Source organism: Sphingobacterium sp. SYP-B4668, from assembly GCF_027627455.1.
GTDB lineage: Bacteria > Bacteroidota > Bacteroidia > Sphingobacteriales > Sphingobacteriaceae > Sphingobacterium.
The window spans coordinates 2,609,422-2,626,108 of sequence record NZ_CP115483.1; the positions used below are offsets into that span (position 1 = coordinate 2,609,422).

At 42.1% G+C, this 16,687-nt stretch carries 14 protein-coding genes; 6 read left to right on the forward strand and 8 right to left on the reverse strand.

What is annotated here, in order from left to right:
- Positions 1–349: 349 nt before the first annotated feature.
- Positions 350–1,174, forward strand: a complete 825-nt coding sequence (locus OQ289_RS10905) for a universal stress protein (protein ID WP_270090780.1) — start codon at positions 350–352, stop codon at positions 1,172–1,174.
- Between the two features lie 186 nt (positions 1,175–1,360).
- Entirely contained in the window at positions 1,361–3,874 is a 2,514-nt protein-coding gene (locus OQ289_RS10910) for a cation-translocating P-type ATPase (RefSeq protein WP_270090781.1), read from the forward strand.
- A gap of 37 nt (positions 3,875–3,911) precedes the next feature.
- On the opposite strand, the gene OQ289_RS10915 is transcribed toward OQ289_RS10910, so the two are convergent.
- The 6 genes from OQ289_RS10915 to dinB form a co-directional block, all read right to left on the reverse strand.
- Positions 3,912–4,895: a S41 family peptidase gene (locus tag OQ289_RS10915; RefSeq protein WP_270090782.1), complete on the reverse strand. Its 984-nt coding sequence runs from the start codon at positions 4,893–4,895 to the stop codon at positions 3,912–3,914.
- Positions 4,896–5,406: 511 nt separating this feature from the next.
- Positions 5,407–6,417, reverse strand: a complete 1,011-nt coding sequence (locus tag OQ289_RS10920) for an ABC transporter permease (RefSeq protein WP_270090783.1) — start codon at positions 6,415–6,417, stop codon at positions 5,407–5,409.
- Positions 6,362–7,378 (reverse strand): ABC transporter ATP-binding protein, encoded by a 1,017-nt coding sequence (locus tag OQ289_RS10925; protein WP_270090784.1) that lies wholly within the window; start codon positions 7,376–7,378, stop codon positions 6,362–6,364. Before OQ289_RS10925 ends, OQ289_RS10920 begins: the two co-directional genes overlap by 56 nt.
- A gap of 32 nt (positions 7,379–7,410) precedes the next feature.
- Positions 7,411–8,274, reverse strand: coding sequence for a COG1470 family protein (locus OQ289_RS10930; RefSeq protein WP_270090785.1), 864 nt, complete (start codon positions 8,272–8,274; stop codon positions 7,411–7,413).
- Between the two features lie 189 nt (positions 8,275–8,463).
- Complete coding sequence (locus OQ289_RS10935; RefSeq protein WP_270090786.1) at positions 8,464–11,400, reverse strand: DNA polymerase III subunit alpha; 2,937 nt, start codon at positions 11,398–11,400, stop codon at positions 8,464–8,466.
- On the reverse strand, positions 11,381–12,559 hold the full coding sequence (gene dinB, locus OQ289_RS10940) for a DNA polymerase IV (protein ID WP_270090787.1): 1,179 nt from the start codon (positions 12,557–12,559) through the stop codon (positions 11,381–11,383). Before dinB ends, OQ289_RS10935 begins: the two co-directional genes overlap by 20 nt.
- 92 nt (positions 12,560–12,651) lie before the next feature.
- Between dinB and OQ289_RS10945 the strand changes: the two genes are divergently transcribed.
- Both OQ289_RS10945 and OQ289_RS10950 read left to right on the forward strand, forming a co-directional pair.
- Positions 12,652–12,918, forward strand: coding sequence for a helix-turn-helix domain-containing protein (locus OQ289_RS10945; RefSeq protein ID WP_021072086.1), 267 nt, complete (start codon positions 12,652–12,654; stop codon positions 12,916–12,918).
- A gap of 196 nt (positions 12,919–13,114) precedes the next feature.
- Positions 13,115–14,197, forward strand: a complete 1,083-nt coding sequence (locus tag OQ289_RS10950) for a PDDEXK nuclease domain-containing protein (protein ID WP_270090788.1) — start codon at positions 13,115–13,117, stop codon at positions 14,195–14,197.
- A 161-nt stretch (positions 14,198–14,358) separates the two neighbouring features.
- Here OQ289_RS10950 and OQ289_RS10955 read toward each other — a convergent pair whose 3' ends face one another.
- Complete coding sequence (locus OQ289_RS10955; protein WP_270090789.1) at positions 14,359–14,739, reverse strand: DUF5367 family protein; 381 nt, start codon at positions 14,737–14,739, stop codon at positions 14,359–14,361.
- 39 nt (positions 14,740–14,778) lie between these two features.
- Positions 14,779–15,207, reverse strand: coding sequence for a phosphotransferase (locus OQ289_RS10960; protein WP_270090790.1), 429 nt, complete (start codon positions 15,205–15,207; stop codon positions 14,779–14,781).
- Between the two features lie 128 nt (positions 15,208–15,335).
- Here OQ289_RS10960 and OQ289_RS10965 point away from each other — a divergent pair, with 128 nt between their 5' ends.
- The gene (locus OQ289_RS10965; RefSeq protein WP_270090791.1) at positions 15,336–15,635 is read left to right on the forward strand and encodes a transposase; all 300 of its coding nucleotides are present in this window, start codon (positions 15,336–15,338) and stop codon (positions 15,633–15,635) included.
- Complete coding sequence (locus tag OQ289_RS10970) at positions 15,527–16,498, forward strand: IS3 family transposase (protein ID WP_270090872.1); 972 nt, start codon at positions 15,527–15,529, stop codon at positions 16,496–16,498. Before OQ289_RS10965 ends, OQ289_RS10970 begins: the two co-directional genes overlap by 109 nt.
- The last annotated feature ends 189 nt before the right edge of the window (positions 16,499–16,687 follow it).

A 16,687-nucleotide genomic window follows, 5' to 3' on the forward strand; every position in this document is an offset into this window, starting at 1 on the left:
AGTTTTTTATAGCAGAAATATAGTAAAAATTATCAAGGTAAGAAGGGATGTTTATTTTAACAGATCCCAATACCTTGCTGCGACCTAGCGATAGCAGCAAGTAGTAGAGAAGAAAGCCAGTAAGCTCCCATAAGGAGTAGGAGGCGTCAAACTGACTTAAACAGAATGTTCCAGAAAAGGTCTGTTCCTTTTTTTAGCTATATTTGATATAACAGCAGATACGTAGTACGGAAATATTTAAATATTTTTATGTCATTATTTGGTATATTGACTATTGCTTAAGCATTGATTACGTTAGTTTGGAAGCATTGACATGTAAAAAGCAGTTTTAATCATACAACTAATAGTCATGAATACCATTTTAGTCCCTACCGATTTTTCGGAAAATTCTAAAGGAGGAATACGGTTCGCCATTAGCATGGCATCTCTGGCAGAGATGAAGTTGTTGTTTATCCATGTTGCACCGATCATGTATAGTCGAGATACTTCTACTGAGCACCGACATTTGGGAGTCAGCACTGATGAGTTGACTTCGCGGATGCGTGATTTCATTGACAGTTGTTATCGCGAGATCAATATTAAGCCCCATCAATATGACGTTGTGGTTTTAGAAGGGATAAAAGCCGATTTGATGATTTTGGATTTTTGCAAGATGCATACCGATATCGCCTATATTTCGATAAGTACAAGAGGTGCGAGTGGTCTCGACAAGATTTTAGGCACCAACACAGGCAATATAGCTACAAAGTCCGTTATCCCAGTTTTAGTCATCCCCCATGATTATTTACCAGCCCCTATACACTTACTGCTCTACGCGTCCGATTTTCAAGATTCTTTTGATGAAATGGATCGTGTCAGTCCGTTTGCTAGGCTTTTCGATGCCCGTATTGAAATGCTTTATATTGACAATACAGCAGATGATCCCCAGCGTATAACATTTTCTGAAGTTTTCAATTACCCCGTGCATTTCCGCTCCGTTAGGAAAGACATTTTTAAGCCTTTTATTGAGCAACTGTTAGCGGAAGTTAGGATTGTGCGGCCGGATATACTGGTTTTATTCACGGACCAACATCGTTCATTTCTTGATCGGCTATTTAATCCAGTTTTGGCAGAGGAGCTAGCTTTCCGACCACCTGTGCCTACATTGATATTTGGGAAGGGGAAGCGGGACTAACGTTTACCAAAGTTATTTTAACTTGCTTGAGGTAAAGACTTATCAGTTCCAGGAAATTCCGATAGGTATGCTATTGTCCGCATTAAATATCCAATGAGGATATATACAAGGTGAGGTATCTGTGACCTGGCTGTTCCTCAATCCGAAAAATAGTGTTAACTTACACATATAACCAGTAATTACGATATGGGCTATCATATTCCTAATGATTTAAAGGGGCTCAATACAACAGAGGTTCAACAGTCTGTTGAAAAATACGGCTATAATAGCGTGAGATCTAATACTGATTCCGGATTCTTACGTTTGTTAATTAATATTTTAAAGGAGCCGATGTTGATTCTGTTATTGGCTATCTCCCTTATCTATTTCATTGTTGGCAATTTCGCTGAGGCCTATTTTATGTTAGCTGCAATTGTTTTTGTATCGGGTATATCTTTTTATCAAGATTCGCGTAGTAAAAATGCTATACGGGCACTCGAAAAACTAAATGAGCCCCTGAGTCAAGTAATTCGAGATGGTCGTATAGTGGATATCCCTACACATGCAATTGCGGTTGGTGATTTATGTATTACAGAGGAGGGGCAGATGATTAACGCCGATGGGCGTATTGTCCATAGTAACGATTTTTCTGTCAATGAGTCTGCGCTTACCGGAGAGAGTCTTTCCGTATTTAAGGATGTAAACAGTGTCGATAATAAGGTTTACAGCGGTACTGTCACCATCTCAGGAGTCGCTGTTTTTGAAGTAGAGAAAATCGGTGAAAAAACAAAACTAGGAGAGATAGGTCTATCGATTAGATCGATTACCGAGGAAAAATCACCATTGCAGATCCAAATAGAACGATTTGTAAGGAACATGGCCATTGTTGGTTTAGCGGTCTTTGTATCGGTGTGTTTAGTAAACTATGTCCATACACGTAGTTTTTTGGATAGCTTACTGAACGGATTGACCTTGGCAATGTCGATTCTTCCGGAAGAGATTCCCGTCGCTTTTACAACATTTATGGCCTTAGGGGCCTGGAAGCTAATGCGAGATGGTGTCATTATCAAAAAGTCGAGTGTTGTAGAGACTTTAGGTAGTACTACCGTAATATGTACGGATAAGACCGGTACTATTACCGAAAATACGATGCACCTGAAAGCTATTTATAGCGATGCGGATGAGAAGATTGTTTATGAAGAGGAGTATACCTTACCAACTGCGGTTACTGTCATTCAGACAGCCATGTGGGCCAGTGAGCCTGTACCTTTCGATCCAATGGAAAAAGAACTTCATAAAATATATGAAAAGTTTAGCGCAAACGATCTGCGACCCCAGTTCGAAATGTATCATGAGTATCCATTAGAGGGAGTCCCCCCGATGATGACACATGTTTTTGAAAACGATAAGGGTGAACGTATTGTTGCTGCAAAAGGAGCTCCCGAAGCCATTATCGAAGTATGTGAATTGACCGCTGAAAAAAGAGAGCATCTCCGAGGCTTGGTTATGACGTTTGGACAGCAGGGGTATAGGGTACTAGGAGTAGGGTATTCTAACTTTCAAGGCAATGATTTCCCGAAGCGTCAACAAGATCTTCCCTTCGTTTTTGTAGGTTTTGTTATTTTTTATGATCCACCGAAGAAAGGCATCCAAGAGGTATTCAGACAGATATATGAAGCAGGGATACAAGTCAAGATGATTACCGGAGATAATTCTAATACTGCGGGTTCAATAGCATCACAAGCGGGGATATCCAATGCATCAGCCCATATAGAAGGTCGGGAGATAGCCCAGTTGTCGGATGAGGAATTGAATCAGGAAGTCAAAGAGCGAAATATATTCGCACGGATGTATCCTGATGCCAAACTAGCTGTTATCAAAGCGCTAAAGCGTAATGGAGAGGTCGTCGCCATGCTTGGTGATGGCGTGAATGATGCACCTGCCTTAAAAGCCTCACACATAGGTGTGGCTATGGGCAATAAGGGAACCGAAATTGCCAAAGCAGCAGCAGCGGTGGTACTGGTCAACGATGATTTTTCTAAGTTGGTGTTGGCTATTGCTGCTGGCCGACGGATATACGCGAATATTAAAAAAGCAATACAGTATATTATCTCCATTCATATACCCATTATCCTCACCGTTTCGCTACCTCTTTTTTTAGGGTGGGTATTTCCACAGATCTTTACACCTATCCATGTGATTTTCTTAGAATTGGTAATGGGCCCCACCTGTTCCATCGTATACGAAAATGAACCTATGGAGCGGAACGCCATGAAACGCACGCCCAGACCCATGTCAGAAACATTCTTAAACTGGAAAGAGTTGACTATTAGTATCATTCAAGGACTTGTGATTACGATAGGTGTCTTATTCATATATCAATATTCCTATATACAAGGTGGAGATGAGCGTACTGTTCGGAGCATGGTATTTACGACGCTTGTCTTTTCAAACATCCTTTTGAGCTTTGTAAATCGCTCCTTCTATTATTCTGTGTTGGAAACAATTACATATAAAAATAGGTTGATTTATTATATAACCTTTGTCACATTGGTACTGCTTATGTTGATGCTTTATTTTGGGCCTGTTTCAAGGTTTTTCAGCATGGCCTATTTAGACGGAGTTCAGCTATTGTGGTGTGCATCCATCGCTGCAGGAAGCACATTGTGGATGGATGTGTTCAAGTGGTACAGAAGATTTAAAGATCCGCAAAAAAAATAAAGTGACATATGGAAAAATCTTTATTGAATCTTGGTTTCTAGAATGACTTTTTCCTCAACAATGCCAATGCTTTGATTATTTTCAGGTCATTTTTCAAATCTTCGAAATTATCTCCGCCAAATACTTCAAAATCAGGTAATATATTTGATTTATAAACTTTTAAAGTTCTATCTACAACATAATCCGTTGATAAATTAAGACCCGAATTCTCGTTTATTCTAAAGCCTTGTACTGCTGTTGTATAATTTGCTGTTGGCTCACCTACAACAAAAGTATTGTTTCTTCCGATAAAAGCTATGGCAGTCATTTCTCCAGCACTTGCAGTATAGCAACTCGTTAAAATAACTATGGGAATATCGGTTTTTATAAAATACTCTAAATCTTTTTTTCTGTACAATACATTGCCGTCGATCAATAATTGCCCATTTTCAATTTTCCAATTTCCTGTGCATTTATTTTGAGCATCCCTAAAACCGCCAAAAGTTAAATTATTTCCGATAAACTCTTTCAAACCAAGTAATATAGGATACATATTTCCACCTGTATTCAGTCTCAAATCAATAATCCATCCTTTGATCTTATTCGAATTTATAGTATTCACATGAGAAACTATATCGTTGGCCAAACTGTCTACTTTTTTAAAAGCAAAATCATCGTTTCCTGTAATTCTGATATATCCAATTTTTTTGTCAATTACTTTACTAAATGTTCTTTTCTCGGTTTTTATTCTGCCCTTTAGATAGGCATTTTTCATTACGTTGGGGTTGTTCCAACCGTATGTTTTTCCGTTATATTTTAAACTTCCGTGGTAATCATTAAGCTGTTTAAATACCTCTTCATATAAAGGCGCAATTTCATCTATAGCATTCAGGTTTTGGGATTTCCCATATAATTCGCTTTTAATCTTACTAAGATTCTCCTTATGAATTGAATTTGCTTCTATTAATTCAAGAGACTTGTCAATAAATAATTTTACACTGTCACTTTTAAAATTTTGAGAAAATGAATATGTTGAAATCATTAGAAGACATATTGATAAAAAATATCTAGTCATAGTTCTATACTAAACGTTTATTAGATTTAATTTTTTTTGAAACCAAGATTACAAAAATAAGCTTTTATAAACTATCCAAGAACATTTATGATTTGGCTATTGGACGCCAAATGCTACCTCTGATTGCAACATTGGAACGCCCTGTATAAAGATTATTGAAGAAATGAGACCAGCCAAGGAAGCGATGATCGCGCATGGGAGTATCCATACTAACAGTGGGGTCAGTATAAAATTACCGAATAGGAACGCCTTAAAAAATGATGAATTTCTAAATGACTTTTTTGACTTCTAAAAAGAAATCTGACAGAACATACTATATAGCAGAATCCCAATTATAGGCGCTATAGTACCCTATCGCCATGTACTATTACTCTATCAAGCCAGTCAAAGCTGCAAGTAGGGGGGCAGCTGGATGTCCTTATAATTTGACTTTTTAACAATGGCACCGTTTACATTGTGGTGCCATTGCTAAATTACGTCATGACCGAATCTCTTTTCGCATGAAAAGAGCATAGGATACGGCGAATAAAAGTAACGTAAATGCGATCAGACCACTCAATTGAGGCCATACCAGCATTAAGCTATTTCTTAGCGATATACCACTCGGTATGGCTCCGGCCATTTGTTCCATAGATACAGGCCCCAAACTTCTGACCATCGGCATTAGAAGCGTTGTAGAGGCATCAACATAGAGTTGGCTTGGAGATATCCGAAGAACATTTAGGATTAGCTCGTTATAGTAAGCTATTTTATCTGCAGAAAGATAATTTGGATCAGGGATAAAAGCTTTGATTGCAATGTTGACGATCACTTGAAAGAATACCGTGAAGAATAGCCATATACCTATTGCTGTCAACGCCGAGGTGGCAGGTTGCCTGAAGCGAATGGATAACAGGACTGCAATACTAAGCCAAAAGCCGACGTACAGCACAGTCATGCCGTTAAAAGCTAATATACGGATGATTTCTTGCCATTCGATAGGAATACCACAAATGTACATAGCATAGCCTACGATGAGAAAAGTCAGGGAGAAAAATAGTACGGCGACAATCAATAAGGGCGCGAGAAATTTGGCCAAGATAAGATTGTCTCTGTACAACGGCTGGGCCATTAGACGTATTAACGAACCATTGTTATTTTCCGAGTTGATCGCATCAAATCCGAGGCTAATGCCTAAGATAGGTGCAAGGAAGCTGAGGAATATATGGAACGCAGGAATGGACTCATCTGTCGATGTCAATAGCTTGAGGTAGAAAAATGAGGTACTGCTGTTATCTGTGGCTACAAATGCAGATTTAATATTGCTTAACGACGAATACATAGAAGCTATAAATGTCAATACGATTAGTATTAACAAGATGATGAATCTCCAGCTTCTGATATGTTCACTTATCTCTTTACGTAATAAGACACGCAGGGGAGATCTGACTTCGTTACCGCCGTTGTTTTCTGAAAAACGCCTTTTTAAAGACTCTTTTAGATTTTTCATTACTTACTTCTTGATTTTTTTCGTTCTTGAAATATTCGAGGTAGATTTCATCCAGCCCATAGCTCTTCTGTTGGACACCGATCAGTTCATACCCTTTTTGAACCACATATCGTACCATTTCAGCAGTTTGCTCGTGTGCGGATATCACTTCGAGTTCACTGCCATTTATAATTACCTCCTGCACACCAGATAGAGCTTGCATGTCCTTTTCCAATTGATCAGATATAGGGACGTTGCTTGGGAATCGTAGGACAGTGACATAGCCGATTTTATTGAACAATTGTTTTGATAAACTGGGGATATCGCCATCTGCCAACAATTTCCCGTCGACAAATATCCCTACACGATCACATATCTGCTGTACATGATGGAGGTGATGTGAGGATAGGAGGATAGTCAGTTGTTGTTCTTCATTCAGCTTTTTGATAAGATCCAAAAAGTCCTTAACACCAGTAGGGTCAATCCCGAGCGTAGGTTCGTCTAGGATAATCACTTCAGGATCTTTGATCAACACATCGGCAAGGCCTAAGCGCTGTTTCATGCCTCTGGAGAAAGTTGCGGTTTTCTGGTACATATTATTTTTCAGGCCAACGATATCCAGCAATTCGAAAGCCTTCATCTCGGCTTCATTTTCAGAAAGACCGTTTAGTCTACCGATAAAAGAAAGATTCTCGAGCGCAGTCATATGGCCATAAAACCCTAGATTATCAGGTAAGTATCCGACTTTTCGTTTTACGGTGATAGGGGTCCGGGTGGCATCATGTCCACATACATGCGCTTGTCCCCCTGTAGGTTCGCTAAGTCCCAACAGCATAAGGATTGTTGTCGTCTTGCCAGCTCCGTTTGGTCCCAAAAGGCCGTATATTTCACCCTTATTTATATCGAGGGAAAGGTTGTCTACAGCAATTTTATTTTTATAATGCTTGGATAACCCTCTTAGCTTTATAATAGGATTATTCATATCTGTTCGATTTTCAATTGTTTTTAATCAGCTTACCGCCTACCGTATTTTCGAATCAATATATAAATAAAGCCAATTGCCAGAATGATCAATAACATGCCTAGCCAACCGGTCAGGAGCGAAGTTTTGACCTCCATTCGGTATGCCAAAGAAGATTCGAGGTTACTGTTTTTAGCCGATACATTGACCATATAATCACCGGCTATGGTTTTGTCCGGGACTTTAATGTTGACTTTGACATTTTTCGTCTTACCAGGTTCGAGTTTGTCTATTTTATCTACTTCAAAGCTCGATTCCCATTTCGAAGGCAATTGTGTAGCCAGTTCAATATTCTCCAAAGGCATGGACCCCGTATTTTTTATTGTAAGGAATATCTCTTTCTTACTTCCAGTCGTCGTATTACCGCTTAGCACCTGGTTTTGCGTAGAGATTTCCATTTTATAGGTGCCTTTTATAACAGATTCTAGCTTGACCACCGCAGTGTCGCCTTGCGTTATAGCTTTAACAGGAATGATATGCTTTTTTATATCCGCGGTATACGATGGCGTTATTTCTATACTAATCTCTTTACTGGTATGTGGCTCTACATTAATTGAGGTTACCTGCATACCCTCGGTTTTATAGGCAACTGACCATCCCGGGGGCAAGCTAGATTGTAGCTCATATATTTTTTCCTGTCCACTTGGGTTAGTGATAGAACCACTGTATCGGAATACCTCTGTAGAAGGGGCCTCCAGATTGATCAATCTCACTTTAAAATTTGGACTTAAAGCATTGTTGGCTTCCTGAGCCGCTACATTTTGGACTGCGAGTGATGCAGAGATACATGCGAGAATTAAAGCGTTTGATACGATTCTCGACTTCAGATGTTCGGTAAAAATGAATCCTTTAAACATGATGTAATAACTAACAATTATATATTAATAGCTTTTAGAAAATGTCTTGAATAAAATTGTACCCTATTAGGTCTAGAATCCAAAATTAGCTTTTGCAGATATTTGCGTCAAGTGTAATTTTAAAAAAATAGCACCCCTTGAGAAATGACCCTTTTCAATAAATCTTTGGGTATTCCCAATTCATCCTTGTTAAACACTCCGCGGATCAGCTTTCAGTGGCATCTTGCCACATCGGGTCACCTCGATGGCGGGGCATCCAAATTCGACCACCACCTTACCCTCAATCAGGTATAGGCCATTGCCCCGCAAGGGGTATTGGGCCAGTGAAGGAGGGAAGTGTACCGTATCAAAAAAATCCCCCGCTGCATCTAGGAAAGTGCCGAATTTCATCAGCTTCTCGCTTTTCGTACGTACATACTTTTCCACTACAAAATCCCCCACCATACGGATCATTTTTCCTTCCTGCTTCATCAGATCCGCCGCCCTGGCATCCCCTTTATAATCACTGCGAGCCAGATTGAACAGCGAACCCGATACCCCAAAACCGATCAGCTCTATTTCATCATAATAATCTTCCAGTACCGAGCTTTGTAGCTTCGGCAGTACCGGTTTACGGCTCGCCATTTCAAAGAGTAGCGGTACCGTTTCCGCCCGTTTATCCTTCGACAGCAGTAGATGCGCTTCCCATAGCAGTTCCTTCTTGCCTAGTCCCATAAAGCGGAAAGCGCCCGTCCGGATAAGGATAATCAGCTGCTCCAGCTTGGCCCCCGTACGCAGTACAAAGTTCTCCAGACTCGTATATTCCCCATTCGCCATTCGTTCGGCCGGGATACGTAGTGCCAGCTTATCATTCAGATTCAGTAGCGCGTCAAATCCCAGAAAGATGTCATCTCCATAGATCGTTGCCGCAAATACCGACCTATTCACACAGGGCAGGTTCACTCGGGCACCCGCCCGTTTAGCTTCATTGACATACACCTTGCGGTTGTAGAAGCCCCCATAGTTGTTCAGCACCGCCACCATAAACTCCTTCGGGTAGTACGTCTTCAGAAACAGACTCTGATAGCTTTCCACCGCAAAGGAAGCCGAATGCGCTTTATTGAAAGAATACCCTGCAAAGCTCTCCATCTGCCGCCATATCTCCCGGCTCGCACTTTCGGGGTAGCCCTGCTTACGGCAATGCTCGAAAAACTTACTTTCAATTTCCAACAGAGGCTCCTTGCTACGGTACTTGCCCGACATCATCCTGCGCAGTACATCCGCATCGGCCATATCCAGGCCACCGTAGGCGTTGCCGATCTTCATCACATCCTCCTGATACACCATCACCCCGTAGGTCTCTTCCAGCTGCTCCTTGAATACAGGGTGCGGGTACACCACCGATTCCGGATTATGGTGGCGACGGATAAATTCTGCCATCATCCCCGACGAAGCCACCCCTGGGCGGATAATCGACGAAGCCGCGACCAGTGTCAGGTAATCATCACAGCGGAGTTTGGTAATCAGCTGCCGCATCGCCGGCGACTCCACATAAAAACAACCGATCGTATTGGCCGACCGGAGCTGATCCGCAATCTTCGGATCCTCAAAAAAGCGTTTTGGGTTGCCCGTATCGATGCTGATACCCCTGTTCTGTTTTACGATCTCCCGACAGTCCTTGATATGGCCGATACCCCGCTGCGATAAGATATCAAACTTCTCAAAGCCGATATCCTCCGATACATACATATCAAACTGCATGGTCGGCAGTCCTTTGGGCGGATAGTCCAGTGCCGAATAGTAGGTGAGGGGCTGTTCAGAGATCAGCACCCCACTGGCATGTATCGTCCGCTGGTTCGGAAAATCCGCCATCCGGTTATACACCGAGAGGATCGTGTTGGTCACCTCATTCTTATTCAGCATATTTTCCGGTTCATGCACCAGTCGGTCTATCTCCGCTTTGGGCAGGCCGTACACCTTACCCAGTTCGCGCAGGATACTCCGCGAGCGGAACGTACTCATTGCACCCATCAGGGCAGTATGTCCCGTCTGGTAGCGGTTGAAAATATAATCATAGATATCGTCCCGCTCATTCCAGCTAAAATCGATATCAAAGTCCGGTGGCGACTGCCTTTTCGGATTCAGAAAACGCTCAAAGGGCAACTTGAGGTCTATCGGATCCACATCCGTAATCCCCAGGCAGTACGCTACCGCCGAGTTGGCCCCCGAGCCACGCCCTACATAGTGGAAGTCCCGGCTGCGTGCATAGCGGCATATATCATCCGTGATCAGGAAATAACTCGAGAAGCGGAGATTCTCGATAATCTCCAGTTCCCTTTTGATACGCTCCTGCGCGGCCTTATCCGTTGCGCCATACCTGCGCACGAATCCCTCCGTTGTATATTTATGCAGCAGCTGCTTATCATTGACAGGATTGCCCGTAAACGACTCCTTATTCTTCATTTTCTTAAAATCCAGATCAAAAGAGCAGGAGCCAAGCAGGCGGTTCGTATTACGTATCAACATGGGGAAGTCCCGGTACATTTCCAGGAGCTGCACCTTCGGTATCAGCACCTCATCCTTCTCCGCTACCATCCGTTTATCCAATTGCGAGAAGAGAATATTGTGGTCTATGGCCCGCAGCTGGCAGTGTAGTTTATAATCCTCCGGGATGAAAGAGACCGGTGTCAGGATCACGTAGCGCTCCCAGTTTGCCGCAGATTCCAGGCGGATCAGATTACGTTCGTTCGGCTTTATACCGATATACTCATTCTCCCGTAGATCCTTCACCGACCTGCTGCCGTAGGGGTAGATCATATACACCTGATCCAGATAAGGAGGCGAGTCCGGCAACCGCGAAGCCCCTCTGTTGTGCGTCGTCATCAGTTCATTCAGCTGCCTGAATCCCTCATTATTCCGTGCGATACCGATATACAGCAGCTGGTCCTCATTCCTGAACTCCATGCCCGCGAGAATATTCAACCCCGCCTTCATCCCCAAACGCAGCAAATCCAACGAACCCGACGAATTGTTGATATCCGTCAGCACCGCCGTATCATGTCCCGTAGCCAGCAGGCCCTCCACCAGATCCTCCAGGCTCAGCGTACCATAGCGCAGGCTAAAATAACTATGCAGGTTGAGCATCATCCGCGCCTCCTTTTTTATCCAACAGACAGATACCCTTCTTGATCAGCTCCACGCCATAGCGGTTTCTGATCTTATCGATAGCCTGCATCAGACGTATCTCCTCCAGCGTATCATTGAATAGATCCACCTGATACGAGCCATGGATCAGCTTGCTGAATTTCACACCGATCAGGCGTATCAGCATGCGGCGCGTATACAGCTTTTTGAACAGTTCCAGAATCTTCTCCGTTATCACCCGGTCCGAATTCGTATATGGGATAGCGATCTGCTGCGTATGCGTATCAAAGTTCGAGTAGCGGATTTTTAGTGTTATACAGCCCGTTAGTTTCTGCTGATGCCTCAGGTCATAGGCCAGTTCATCCACCATCGCGACCAGTGTCTTGCGCAGAATATCCATATTTATCGTATCCGCCAGAAAGGTATTCTCCTTGCTCATACTCTTTTGCTCGCGAAATGGCACCACCGCACTGTGATCCACCCCGTTGGCCTTGTTCCATATCGAGACTCCGTTTTCACCCAGCACCCTGCGCATCGTAAATACCTCCATCTGCTGTAGGGTTTCGATCTGCGATATCCCCATATTGCGCAGCGTGAGGTACGATTTTTCGCCCACCATCGGGATTTTACGGATCGAGAGCGGGGCCAGGAACATCTTTTCCATACCACCTACCACCTGTTTCTCGCCACAGGGCTTCGCCTCGCCCGTAGCTATTTTGGACACCGTTTTATTGATCGATAGGCCAAAAGAAATTGGTAGCCCCGTCTCCTTGATGATCTTTCCGCGCAGCTCCTGCGTCCACTTCCAGCAGCCAAAGAACTTGTCCATTCCCGTGATATCGAGGTAGTGCTCATCGATCGAAGCCTTCTCTACGATAGGCGTTATCTCCTCGATGATCTCCGTCACCGTACCCGAATACTTCGAGTACAGGTCATGGTCACCCCGCACCACGACTGCCTCCGGGCACATCCGTAGTGCCAGCTTCATCGGCATCGCCGAGTGTACCCCATATTTGCGGGCCTCGTACGAGCAGGAAGCCACCACGCCACGATCCCCATTGCCACCGATCAGCACAGGCTTGCCCGTGAGATCCGAATTTATCAACCGCTCTACCGATACAAAGAAAGTATCCAGGTCACAATGTACGATATGCCTCTCCATCACCAAATATTTAAATTGCTAACAAAATTAGTATAAACTATAGCTAAGAATTGTATATTTGTTGCTAATATTTGTAGCAATATAGAAGGGTTATGTCATTACTAGCTGATAATATGCGTTTTCTGCGGGGGCGTCGGGGCCTTTCCCAGCAGCGGGTCGCTGATGATCTCATCATCACCCGGTCGAGGTATGCCAAGTACGAAGAGGGGGCTTCCGAGCCACCGATAGAGCTCCTACAACGTATATCGAGGTATTTTCACGTCTCTATAGATCTACTGGTAGGCATCGATCTGCAACGGTCTCGGATAGAAGAGCTACTGAAGCTGCCCGATTATCGGATGGTGCTGCCTGTTAAGTAGGGGTAGAGGAGGTGGGAATGCAGAGTTGGTAGCTTATAATTGATTCTCACATCAGTAGGTTGAATTAGTGAGGGAGTTGATATTGTTTATGCTAAGGAGAGAATTAGACAAAGTAGTCGGTCAATACATGAATTAATCCCAACAAACACACAAGGAGGGATAATAATTTGTAATTTTACAGTATACTCAGAATACAATGGAACAACGTTTTATAGACATTATTCAGTTAATCAAACAATCTCGTAACCAAGCGATAAAAGCCGTAAATACCGAGCTGATTAATTTGTATTGGAATGTTGGTGCGTACATCAAGCAAAAATTATCCGTTGCTGAATGGGGTGATAAAACGGTGGACGAATTAGCAAATTTTATTCAAAAGAACAATCCCGAGCTGAAAGGTTTTAATCGAAGAGGGTTGTATCGGATGATTCAATTCTATGAAACTTATGCAAATCTACCATTTGTCGCACCAGTGGTGAGACAAATGCAAAATTCTGATAAACAATACGATATGATTGTGTCACCAGTGGAGACACAATTAGACTTTCAACCTCAAGATATCAAGAATACCATCTTAGTTCAGCTAAGTTGGACAAATCATATGATTATTTTTTCGCGTTGTAAAACAGAAGAAGAGCGTGAGTTTTATCTTCGGTTGAGTATTCATGAGCGATATAGCAAACGTGAATTAGAACGTCAAATATCTGCAGGTTATTTTGAGCGTACAATGATTGGTAATACAAAACGCTCAGCATTACCTATAGAAATTCATAATGAAGTTCAAAATATCTTTAAAGATAGCTATGTTTTCGATTTTCTAAATCTTCCGGAACCACATAGCGAAAACGAGTTACAAAAAGGCTTAATCCTTCAAATGAAAAATTTCATTTTAGAGTTAGGTAAAGACTTCTTGTTCATTGGCGAAGAATACAAAATACAGGTTGGCAATAGCGATTTCTATGTAGATTTGTTGTTTTATCATCGAGGGTTACAATGTTTGGTAGCCTTTGAATTGAAAGCCGATAAATTTAAACCCGAACACTTAGGGCAATTAAACTTTTACTTAGAAGCCTTAGATCGCGATGTGAAAAAAGCGAACGAAAATCCAAGTATTGGGATTTTGTTGTGTAAAGATAAAGACAGTGAAGTTGTAGAATATGCGTTGAGCAGAAGTCTTTCTCCGACAATGGTTGCCGAATATCAAATGCAATTACCTGATAAAAAATTATTGCAACAGAAATTACATGAATTATTTTCAGATAATATTTCTGAAGCATAATATAGTCTTCAATACTTTAAATTATGCTTACACAAAAAGCGCTCGAGTTTTGGGATGCCAATTGAGAGAAGAAGCATTTGCTAGGGCACCACAAGTATTGTGGCGCCAACTGGTGTAGCAATATAGGAGGGTTATGTTATTCTAGCTGATAAGATGGCATTTTATTTCGAATCTTTCCTAAAAAGTCCGAAAATCAGGACAACAGAATAAGCAAACATTAGCCACGAACCAAAAGTTGCTCCGTCTTTTTCCGGAAGATTAGGGAAGATAGAGGAAAAAAATTGTATACATACTGTATCTAAAAGCATTCCGGGTAAAATCATAATGGAGGCTGATTGGATTGCCTCAGATTTACCCAGTTTATATTTATTGAAAGTCCAAGTTGCAACAGAACCCAAGAACGGGATCAAGACCAAATAGAGTAATGTTAATATCAATGTATTCTCGGTGAAAAAAAAATACTGCCCCCCGATTCTGAACAGTATTGTTGCTAAGAGCCAAATAGCAAATCCAATTGTTAAGCTAAAATATTTGTAATTCATAGTCAATATTTTTGTCATATCATCAAAGCAGTATAAGGATCACAGACCGGCGTCAAACGGATCGTTATTATTGACAGCATAGTAATTTAAAATCTCGTTTACGGATTCCTCGGGCGTAAGATCGGATGTATCAAGCCAAAATCCAATACGCGGTGTGCGCGCCATAAATTCAAGGTACAACGACTCTATGGAGAAATTAGCATAGCCTGTTTTTCCTCGAGATAACTCACGTTCTTTCAGTACTTTTACCGTTGGACATAATACAATTTCACGTACAGGGTAACCCTGCAAAAGATCTACAACGTGTGATAGCTCAAGACCGTAATAATTGTCTTGTATAACAACTGAAAATCCGTTGTTGTAATATGTTTTAGCCGCATCAACAGCCAACTGATAGCGTAAACGCAACTGTCGGATAGCTTCGGGAGAAGGTGTAGCGGACATTTCTTCTCTTCCCGATACTATCATCCGTCGGAAGATGTCACCTCGCAAATGTACGCCTCTCTCTAATTTTGAAGCGAGAAGGTTAGCAACCGTATTGGAGTTGCTACCTTTAGTGCGAGACAGATTTAAGGAGTAATTTTAACTTTGTAGAGATGTATAGAAATTTTGATGATTCATTTAAGATAATGGCGGTCGATCTGAGCGTTGTTAGATGTTCGGTGGCAGAAGTTGCCAAGGAACTTGATATAGATCCGAGTCTGCTTAGTAAATGGCGCAGGAACCCGCGTTACAATGGTAATAAAGTGTTGCCGGACAATCCCAAGATAAGTCCTGAAGAGCAGGAATTGCGGATTTTGCGCAAACGTCTCAAAGATGCCGAGCTAGAGCGCGATATACTAAAAAAGGCCATAGCCATCTTCTCCAAGGGAGACGGTCCGTATACCGGTTCATAGAAGCGAACCGTGATATATATTCCGTAGAGAAGATGTGCAGTGTACTAAATGCCAGTAGCTGTTGCTTTTACCGTTGGTTGGTTAGACCAGAGTCCCCTGGAGAACATCGGAGCAAAATGCTTGTTGAGAAAATACAGAAAGTACACATGAACAGCGGCTGCATCTATGGCAGTCCACGTATAACCGCAGAACTACATAAAGAAGGAGAACCTGTGTCAAGGTCTTATGTGGCCAGATTGATGAAGAAACATGGGATACGCAGCAAAGTGAAAAAGAAATATAAGATCACCACGGATTCAAGCCATAGCTATAGGATAGCTGAAAATCTCCTCCAAAGAGATTTTTCAGCGGATGCCCTGTCCCAAAAGTGGGTAGGCGATATCACTTATATCCACACCAACAAAGGCTGGTTATATCTGAGGACAGTTATTGATCTGGCGGACAGAAAAGTGGTGGGCTGGTCTTTGAGTACGGATATGACGGCAGAGAACACCTCAGTGACCGCAATAAAAATGGCCGTTAAGAACAGGGGGGTAAAGAAAGGCCTGATCTTTCACTCCGACAGGGGTGTTCAGTACGCCTGTGAGGAGTTCAGGGCAGTACTGAGAAAGAATAACATAACCCAGAGTATGAGCAGGAAGGCGAACTGTTGGGACAATGCGGTGGCTGAGAGCTTCTTCAAGTCATTAAAAGCTGAGATGGTTTATCACAGAAAGTTTATAGATCAACAGTCCGCTAAATTAGAGATATTCGGATATATTGAAGGCTTCTATAATACTAGAAGAACACATTCTGCTTTAGGTTACAAAACACCCAAGCAAATGGAAGAAATGCTGTTAGAAAAAGAAAAATTAGCAGCGTAAAAAAAGTCTCTCATTTTTAGTTGCAGTTCCATAGACTTACCAGAAGCCATAAGACCCGTCACCAAATAAATAATGTTATTATATGTCATCGGTTATCCCTATAAAGTTGGTTTAAATTTTTTTTACAAAAGGTATTATAACGGATTCAATTTCTGTGAGGTAAAATTAATCAATTATACGGAGTATTGC

What these genes read in the sequence shown, in the direction of transcription:
- OQ289_RS10905 (WP_270090780.1), top strand. Translation starts at nt 350, where the DNA reads ATGAATACCATTTTAGTCCCTACCGATTTTTCGGAAAATTCTAAAGGA.
- OQ289_RS10910 (WP_270090781.1), top strand. Translation starts at nt 1,361, where the DNA reads ATGGGCTATCATATTCCTAATGATTTAAAGGGGCTCAATACAACAGAG.
- OQ289_RS10915 (WP_270090782.1), bottom strand. Translation starts at nt 4,895, where the DNA reads ATGATTTCAACATATTCATTTTCTCAAAATTTTAAAAGTGACAGTGTA.
- OQ289_RS10920 (WP_270090783.1), bottom strand. Translation starts at nt 6,417, where the DNA reads ATGAAAAATCTAAAAGAGTCTTTAAAAAGGCGTTTTTCAGAAAACAAC.
- OQ289_RS10925 (WP_270090784.1), bottom strand. Translation starts at nt 7,378, where the DNA reads ATGAATAATCCTATTATAAAGCTAAGAGGGTTATCCAAGCATTATAAA.
- OQ289_RS10930 (WP_270090785.1), bottom strand. Translation starts at nt 8,274, where the DNA reads ATGTTTAAAGGATTCATTTTTACCGAACATCTGAAGTCGAGAATCGTA.
- OQ289_RS10935 (WP_270090786.1), bottom strand. Translation starts at nt 11,400, where the DNA reads ATGATGCTCAACCTGCATAGTTATTTTAGCCTGCGCTATGGTACGCTG.
- dinB (WP_270090787.1), bottom strand. Translation starts at nt 12,559, where the DNA reads ATGGAGAGGCATATCGTACATTGTGACCTGGATACTTTCTTTGTATCG.
- OQ289_RS10945 (WP_021072086.1), top strand. Translation starts at nt 12,652, where the DNA reads ATGTCATTACTAGCTGATAATATGCGTTTTCTGCGGGGGCGTCGGGGC.
- OQ289_RS10950 (WP_270090788.1), top strand. Translation starts at nt 13,115, where the DNA reads ATGGAACAACGTTTTATAGACATTATTCAGTTAATCAAACAATCTCGT.
- OQ289_RS10955 (WP_270090789.1), bottom strand. Translation starts at nt 14,739, where the DNA reads ATGAATTACAAATATTTTAGCTTAACAATTGGATTTGCTATTTGGCTC.
- OQ289_RS10960 (WP_270090790.1), bottom strand. Translation starts at nt 15,207, where the DNA reads ATGATAGTATCGGGAAGAGAAGAAATGTCCGCTACACCTTCTCCCGAA.
- OQ289_RS10965 (WP_270090791.1), top strand. Translation starts at nt 15,336, where the DNA reads ATGTATAGAAATTTTGATGATTCATTTAAGATAATGGCGGTCGATCTG.